The organism is Corynebacterium sp. MSK041 (assembly GCF_030232265.1).
GTDB lineage: Bacteria > Actinomycetota > Actinomycetes > Mycobacteriales > Mycobacteriaceae > Corynebacterium.
Genome location: NZ_JASPJK010000015.1, coordinates 23,870 through 31,131 on the forward strand (window position 1 = coordinate 23,870; position 7,262 = coordinate 31,131).

Here is a 7,262-nt window from a genome sequence, read left to right on the forward strand (position 1 = left end):
GGCGATATGGGTGTCCCAGCTGTCGTCACCTTTTGGTATATCAACGCCGCCGATCCGGCCGCGGTGTTAGGAGCGGAGCCACACGCTGACCGTGGCTTTGGCCGTAAATTGCTCGCGCAGCTCAACCCGCGTTGGCCGATTACGCCGATTGGCCAGTTCCCACTCAATCGCTCCACCCCCAGTAGCCGCGATGAGTTCTATATCGCAGGCTATCCAGGGGTCGCTGTGCTGCAGACGCATATCGACGACTGCGGCAAGCTCTCCGACATCCCCACCCACCTGCGTCGGGCAGTGCCCGCCGCGGACGTCTTCGTCTTCGCGGAGGGTGTCGATGAAGGTGCGGGCTACGCCGGCTTCGCCCGATTCAATGGAGATACCGTGCGCCGTTCCCTGTGCGCAACGCGCAACGAGCTCATCGAGGATATCGGGCTGCCCGATGGGTTTGAGGCACCGTACTGGGCTGGGGAACGCGCTGATCAACTCGGCGGCATTTCGCTGCCCTTCGTGCCACTAGACCTCATGCGCGCTGCCCAGCGCGATTGGCTCGGCGTAGACGTCTCCCCCGACGGGCCGGACATCAATGTGGTTGCCTACGCTGTTGACGGGCGCCCAGAGCCAAAGGTGGAACAGCGCACGCCGGAGACCAAAAATGTCGCCGATGTTGCAGCGAAGTTCTCATCGGCGCATGCGGATTATGACGACTATGAGGAAGCCGAGGAAACTAACGACGAGTTCGCCGAACTCGCCGACGCCTCCGCCAAAGCAGCACGCCGGATTAGGCGCGACATGACTCAGCGCTGGCGCGCCCTCAAAGAGACGGTGAAAGAGCGACTCCGCCACTCTGACCGCTAGGCCAGCCCCACCCCACGGTCGCGTTCATAGAAAGCAATGGCCGCAGACGTAGCCACGTTTAATGAGTCCGTACCCGGCGCCATGGGGATACGGGCGCGGATGTCCGTCGCGCGCATCGCATGCTCCGTCAAGCCGGGGCCTTCCCCGCCGACGAGGAGGGCGACTTTAGGGTGGGGGCTACCGGAGGCGTCGATAAGCGCCTCAGCGAGATGCACTGCGCGATCATCAGGTGTGAGCGAAATCAACCGGAAACCGGCCTGGCGCAGCTGTTCAAGCGAACGCTGCCACGTGGTGGATGTTCCTTCCAGGTGCGCAAACGGCAAGCGCAGCACATGCCCCATAGACACGCGCACGCTGCGGCGATACAAAGGATCCGCTGTGCCTGCCCCCAACAGCACACCGTCCACCCCCATGCCCGCGGCGTTACGGAAGATAGCCCCAATATTTTCGTGGTCGCCGACCCCTTCGAGGACCACGAGCGTGCGCGCAGCCATGAGCTCACTGACATCGGGCTCCCCTGCCCGATCGGCCACGGCGATGAGCCCGCGGTGCATGTCATAGCCCACCACCTCAGCGAGCAGCTCGCGGGTCACGGTGTAGATCGGGGCCGTAATCGGTGGGAGACCTTCCTCTGCACGCTGGGTGAGGAAGGTATCAATCTTCTTTTCAAACCCGATGATGCACCGCAGCGGGTAACGCGAATCCACCACCCGGCCCGCAACGAGCGGGCCTTCCCCGAAGACGTACGCGCGGGAATTGTCCGCCTTCTTCAGGTCGCGGACAATATCGAGGCGCGGGTCAGCGGGATCGGTGATGGGAATCATGCGGGGGCTTAGGAGATTGCAGCCATGATCGGATCCATGGCAAAGAACACCACGAACAGCGCGGAGATCAGCCACATGATCCAGTGAACTTCCTTCGCGCGACCAGCGAACACGGCGAACAGTGCGAAGGTGATGAAGCCGATGCCGATGCCGTCTGCGATGGAGTAGGTAAACGGCATAGCCACGATGGTGAGGAAGGCCGGCAGAGCAATATCAAAGCGGGACCACTCGATCTCACCCACCTGCATCATCATGAGGGCACCAACGATGACCAGCACCGGTGCGGCGGCCTCAATCGGCACAATCTCATACAGCGGGGTGAAGAACATCGCGGCCAGGAAGAGCAGGCCGGTGACAATGTTAGCCAGACCGGTGCGTGCGCCATCGGCGATACCAGCGGAAGAGTCAACGTAGACCGTTGCGGAAGAAGCGGAACCAGCACCACCAGCGATAGCACCGAAGCCTTCAACGACAAGCGCCTTCTTCATATTGGGCAGCTCGCCCTTTTCATCCATGAGGTTTGCCTGGCGACCCAGAGCCGTCATCGTGCCCATCGCGTCAAAGAAGTTAGCCAGAACCAGGGTGAACACCAACAGCGAAGCGGTGACAACACCGACCTGGGTGAACGCACCGATCAGGTCAACGTTGCCCACGATGGACAGGTCCGGAATGCCACCGAAAGACTCCGGCAAGGTCGGAACAGCGAGGCTCCAGCCAGTCGGGCCGGTCTCAGCGGAAGAGCCAGCACCAGTCACGCGCTCAATGATCAGCGCGATGATGGTGTTGATCACGATGCCGATGAACAGGCCACCAGGAATACGGCGCGCAACCATGAAGCCACAGATGAACAGGCCAAGGATGAACACGAAGGTCGGCCAGGAAGCAATGGAACCGTTGATGCCCAGCTGAACCGGAACGGTGGTCATAGCAGCGTCCGGGATGCGGCGAACAAAACCGGCATCCACGAAGCCGATCATGGCGATGAACATGCCAATACCCACACCGATAGCAGCCTTCATTGACGGCGGAATCGCACGGAAGACAGCGGAGCGGAAACCGGACACGGCCAAAAGGACGATGATGATACCGTCGATGACCACCAAGCCCATGGCCTGCGCCCACGTCAGGCCCTCCGTACCCACCAGGGTGACAGCCACCAAGGTGTTCAGGCCCAGGCCAGCAGCGATACCGAACGGGTAGTTCGCCACAACGCCGAACAAAATACACATGATGCCGGCCACCAGTGCGGTAGCGGCAGCAACCTGCGGAATACCCAGAACGGTGCCGGCGGAGTCCTCGCCGGTACCCAAGATCAGTGGGTTCAGCAAGACGATGTACGCCATGGCAAAGAAGGTGACCACGCCAGCGCGGACCTCCGTTGCCACGGTGGAGCCACGCTCCGAAATACGGAAGTAGCGATCCAGGCCAGAGCGCGCCTCAGTGACCTGTTCCTCCTCCGAAGGCTGCGACACCTTCGTGGAATCAGTGGTGTTCGAACTCATAAAATGATGTCCCCTTGCACGGAAGAAATATGACGGGGATAGCGTCCCACCTAGTTGCCGGTTTTACAAAATGGGAGCTGGCGTTCGCCACCACATTGAGGGGGTGGGGTTAGTAGAGGGGCTTTTCATCGTCGAAAAGCTCTCCGCCTGCATCGAGCTCTTCGGAATCAACCTTGGTTTCTGAGTGCGCGCCACAGCCATACACAGCGGAGACAACGCGCCCATCAGCGGAGTACTCATTGGAGCACACGCCGAAGTTGTCCCCCAGCGGCTCCCCCGCCGGGATGAAGAAAGCACAGGTCTTGCACTGCAGGGCGGCCTGGGAGGCGTGCGCGGAATTGGGGCCAAAGTCCCCGCGACGCCAGCGATTCTTCGCCGCGTCCAGACCTGTTTTGGTCAGGTACTGGGCGGTTTCGCGGCCGGGGAACGTCACAGCGTCGGGCGCGAAGGAATCCGCGGTCAAGCGCTCATCATCATGTGCGGGCTCCATGAGGTCGCCGGGGCCCAAATCACCCGGGCGCAGGCGGTCCGAATACGGCACCCAATCAGGGGCCTGCAGCGCCTCACCCGTGGGCGCGGGCACGAGCGCAACCTCACTGACCGTGATGTAATCCGAGCCCGTCGCGCAGGCCACCACCGCATTCCACTCCCAGCCGGTGTAGCCCGGCACGGTTGCCTCAAAGCGGTGCGTGGCAGCGTTATTACTCAGCCCACTGACACCAATGTGCTCCCCCACTTCCCCCTGATCAAGCTCACGCAGCGCCTCACGCGCAACGTTGACTGCCCGCTGACCAAGGAGCGGGCCTGCGGGAGTGCTGTTTGTCTTGCGGGGTTTTCTCTGTACCACGCCCCCATTATGGCCGACGTGTTGCAAGATAGAGCCCATGGCCCATTTTCCGCGCGCTGCTGCACTGCTGTTCGCCGTGCCGCTGCTTGTTTCTTGTTCCGACTCTTCCGTGCAGGGTGGCGAAGGCGTCCAGCACCTCACTGCCCAGATCGAAGAGACCCTGCCCTTCGACGAGACGAGCTTCACGCAAGGCCTTGAGCTCGGCCCGGACGGCACGCTCTACGTGGGCACGGGGATGGAAGGCTCCTCTCGCGTTTATCGCTCCACGCTCGACGGCCGCAAGCTTGCCAGCCAGGATCTCGCACCCGGGTTTTTCGGGGAGGGCATTACGCTTGTCGACGACACGCTGTGGCAACTCACCTGGCAAAACAACACCGCCATCAAGCGCGATGCGGAGACCCTCGAAGAAATCAGCCGCGCTACCTATGCAGGCGAAGGCTGGGGCTTGTGCGCCCGACCGGATGCTGGTGAGGTGATCTTCTCCGATGGCACAAGCGAGCTGCGCCGCATGGACCCGGACACTCTGGCGGAGCGTGAACGCTTCACCGTGACATTGAACGGCACGCCGGTGGACGGCCTCAATGAGCTCGAATGCGTGGGCGAGGATATTTACGCCAACATCTTCACCACCACCGACATCGTGCGGATCGACGCAGCCACAGGAAAGGTCGAGGCGCTTATCGACGCCTCCTCTATCCCCAACAACGCCACCCCCGACCCCAACCACGTACTCAACGGCATCGCTCACATCGATGGCGACGAGTTCTACATCACCGGCAAACGCTGGCCGGACATGTACCGGGTTACCTTCGTGCCGGACAAGAGCCACGGATAGACTGCGTGAGTATGGGTAGCAAGACGACAAGGGACCAACGCTCCATAGCCATGCTTGCCATCATCGCGGTGGTGATCGTGGGTATCGTTGCCGCACTGTACTTCTACATGGAGTGGCGCAATAACCGCCCGGGCACGCCACCACAGGAAGTCGAGGTGACGGCCACTGCCGGGGATAACACCGCCACAACCACACCGTTCCGTGTCTGCGAGTTCGGGGCCGATTGCCCGGAGGGCCCCGTTGCCACCATCGACGTTGATGGCGCTGACACCGTACGCATCAGCGTGCCCAAGGACGTTTCCGTTTTGCAGTGGTCGTTGCTGAGCATTTACGACGACCCCGCCGCCAACAGCGAACGCACCTTCACCCCCGGCGAAGCCGAAGAAGTAGATGTACCGGTGCGTAGCGAATCCAGCTCCGATGCCACCCTCGTGGTTATGGAGGTGTCCTGCCTCATGGTCGGCCAGGACGGTGAGGGCAATGAGACCCCGGTGATGGCCACCTGGGCCTTCAGTACCGAAGCGGCCTAAGGCGCCTTAGGAGTCAAGCTCTTTTGCCACCGCGCGCAGGATCTCCGCGATCTGGCGCCCTTCCTTCCGCTCCGGGTAACGGCCAGCATCAAGTGCCGGTTGGACTTGGGTTTCGAGCATGGACATGACGTCGGCAAGCATGCTACTGAGCTCCGCCGGCTTTCGACGATTCACAGGACGACGACGCGGCTCATCCAGCACCTTCACGCGCAACGCCTGAGGCCCACGGCGGCCGGCAGCAAAATCAAATTCGATCCGCTGGCCGGGGAAGAGCTCATCCACACCTTCGGGCAGCACGTTTTTACCGACGTAGACATCCTCATCGCCCGGATTAGAGGCGAAACCGAAGCCCTTCTCAGCATCGAACCACTTCACTTTTCCTACTGGCATCGTTGTCACACCCTTTGTGTATCGCGTTATTGTCGCGTGAAAACCGCGAGTATACCCGCCAAGGAACGCGGTCCCACAAAGCTACTACTTCCCAACACTAGGACGACGCACTCGCTCTAGTGTGAGGGACCTCACAAAGTTATTATTTACCTAGTTTCTGCAGCTAGCAACGCCAGAATGCGCGACCCCTTGGCTGGATCGATAACAATTCGAGAAAACAACGTGACCTAATCGTTATAAACAGCTAGAGTTGCCCGCATGCCCTCAAGGGGCCAACCCCAATCGCATGATCGCCACGTTGAATTGTGTCCAGCGATCACCGCGACAAACTTCATAAGGACATAAGCGGGGGACCCACCCGCACGAACCCACCACAGGGCCGTGCAACGCGGGACCCTCCCAGGCCATCACCGGCCAGAGGCACCCGCTGGGGGTGAAGCCACACACGTGGCCAGGCGCTTAGTTAGAACCTCAGCCTGAACCCGACAGCTCACCTCGCAGACGTATAACAAGAGAGGAAATTAAACACCCACATGGGACGTCACAGCAAGCAGAACCGCACCTTCATCAAGGCAGCAGCAGGCGCATCCGCAGCTATCGCCGCAACCGCCCTGATCAACCCAATTGCTAACGCAGCCCCGGACTCTGACTGGGACCGTCTGGCCCAGTGCGAGGCCGGCGGCAACTGGAACATCAACACCGGCAACGGCTACTACGGTGGCCTGCAGTTCTCCGCTGGCACCTGGCGCGCACACGGTGGCGACCAGTTCGCACCGTACGCACACCAGGCAACCCGCGAGCAGCAGATCGCCATCGCTGAGCGCACCCTCGCCTCCCAGGGCTGGGGCGCTTGGCCGGCCTGCTCCGCCCGCCTTGGCCTGCGTTCCGCTCCGACCCCGCGCAACGTGAACCCGGCTCCAGCTCCGGCACCTGCCCCGGCTCCGGCTGCACCGGCTGCACAGGGTGGCGAGCTCCAGGTTGACGCAGCGTACAACACCATCACCCGTTCCCTCGCTGCACGCGGCCTGCCGGTTCCGGCTCACGTCACCGCGTCCTACAACGCCAACCGCCACAACTACAACGCGTTCTACCTGGCCAACAAGGACCTGATTGACTCCGTCCTCGCTCGCCTCTAGTCCCGCGAGCTTGGTAGCCTCGTAGCAACCGCAACCCCAAGGCGCTCATCCCCTACTAAACAGGGGGTGAGCGCCTTTTTATGTCAGCTACAGGACAAGTTGGCCACCCAGTTTGCTTCCGCGCCAAGTACCCAAAACTTTTTTGGGTCTTGAGGGAACCAGCCCGTTGCTGCTGGTGAAGGCTATGTTCCGCGCTCTCCTATGCGCGCGGTAGCGCGCACCCCCTGTGGATAGTTTTTGAGTTATCCACAGGCTTTTTGGCCCCTAGCTGTTGCGCGCGTGCATTTAGTAACACCGTGGTGAGTATCGGGTAACGCGATGGTGAGTATCGAGTAACACCGCAGTT

Annotated in this window: 8 protein-coding genes and 1 riboswitch; of the genes, 4 read left to right on the forward strand and 4 right to left on the reverse strand. The window is 61.3% G+C overall.

The window, feature by feature from the left end:
• Nucleotides 1-6 precede the first annotated feature (6 nt).
• The gene (locus tag QP968_RS10005) at nucleotides 7-852 is read left to right on the forward strand and encodes a DUF6928 family protein (protein WP_284856268.1); all 846 of its coding nucleotides are present in this window, start codon (nucleotides 7-9) and stop codon (nucleotides 850-852) included.
• Here the strand turns inward: QP968_RS10005 and QP968_RS10010 are convergent.
• The 3 genes from QP968_RS10010 to QP968_RS10020 form a co-directional block, all read right to left on the reverse strand.
• Nucleotides 849-1,676: a TrmH family RNA methyltransferase gene (locus QP968_RS10010; protein WP_284856269.1), complete on the reverse strand. Its 828-nt coding sequence runs from the start codon at nucleotides 1,674-1,676 to the stop codon at nucleotides 849-851. The two genes, QP968_RS10005 and QP968_RS10010, sit on opposite strands and share 4 nt — an antisense overlap.
• 8 nt (nucleotides 1,677-1,684) lie before the next feature.
• Nucleotides 1,685-3,178 (reverse strand): NCS2 family permease, encoded by a 1,494-nt coding sequence (locus tag QP968_RS10015; RefSeq protein WP_284856270.1) that lies wholly within the window; start codon nucleotides 3,176-3,178, stop codon nucleotides 1,685-1,687.
• A gap of 109 nt (nucleotides 3,179-3,287) precedes the next feature.
• A complete protein-coding gene (locus QP968_RS10020) occupies nucleotides 3,288-4,025 on the reverse strand; it encodes a DUF3027 domain-containing protein (RefSeq protein ID WP_284856272.1) in 738 nt (245 codons plus the stop codon).
• Between the two features lie 37 nt (nucleotides 4,026-4,062).
• Between QP968_RS10020 and QP968_RS10025 the strand changes: the two genes are divergently transcribed.
• The gene (locus QP968_RS10025) at nucleotides 4,063-4,860 is read left to right on the forward strand and encodes a glutaminyl-peptide cyclotransferase (protein WP_284856273.1); all 798 of its coding nucleotides are present in this window, start codon (nucleotides 4,063-4,065) and stop codon (nucleotides 4,858-4,860) included.
• 11 nt (nucleotides 4,861-4,871) lie between these two features.
• Nucleotides 4,872-5,390: a DUF2771 domain-containing protein gene (locus QP968_RS10030; protein ID WP_284856274.1), complete on the forward strand. Its 519-nt coding sequence runs from the start codon at nucleotides 4,872-4,874 to the stop codon at nucleotides 5,388-5,390.
• A 6-nt stretch (nucleotides 5,391-5,396) separates the two neighbouring features.
• Here the strand turns inward: QP968_RS10030 and QP968_RS10035 are convergent, their stop codons facing one another.
• Nucleotides 5,397-5,780: a cold-shock protein gene (locus QP968_RS10035; protein ID WP_284856275.1), complete on the reverse strand. Its 384-nt coding sequence runs from the start codon at nucleotides 5,778-5,780 to the stop codon at nucleotides 5,397-5,399.
• A gap of 312 nt (nucleotides 5,781-6,092) precedes the next feature.
• A riboswitch (cyclic di-AMP (ydaO/yuaA leader) is annotated at nucleotides 6,093-6,300 on the forward strand.
• Nucleotides 6,301-6,313: 13 nt separating this feature from the next.
• On the opposite strand from QP968_RS10035, the gene QP968_RS10040 reads away from it, so the two are divergent.
• Entirely contained in the window at nucleotides 6,314-6,916 is a 603-nt protein-coding gene (locus tag QP968_RS10040; RefSeq protein WP_284856276.1) for a resuscitation-promoting factor Rpf1 domain-containing protein, read from the forward strand.
• Nucleotides 6,917-7,262 lie beyond the last annotated feature (346 nt).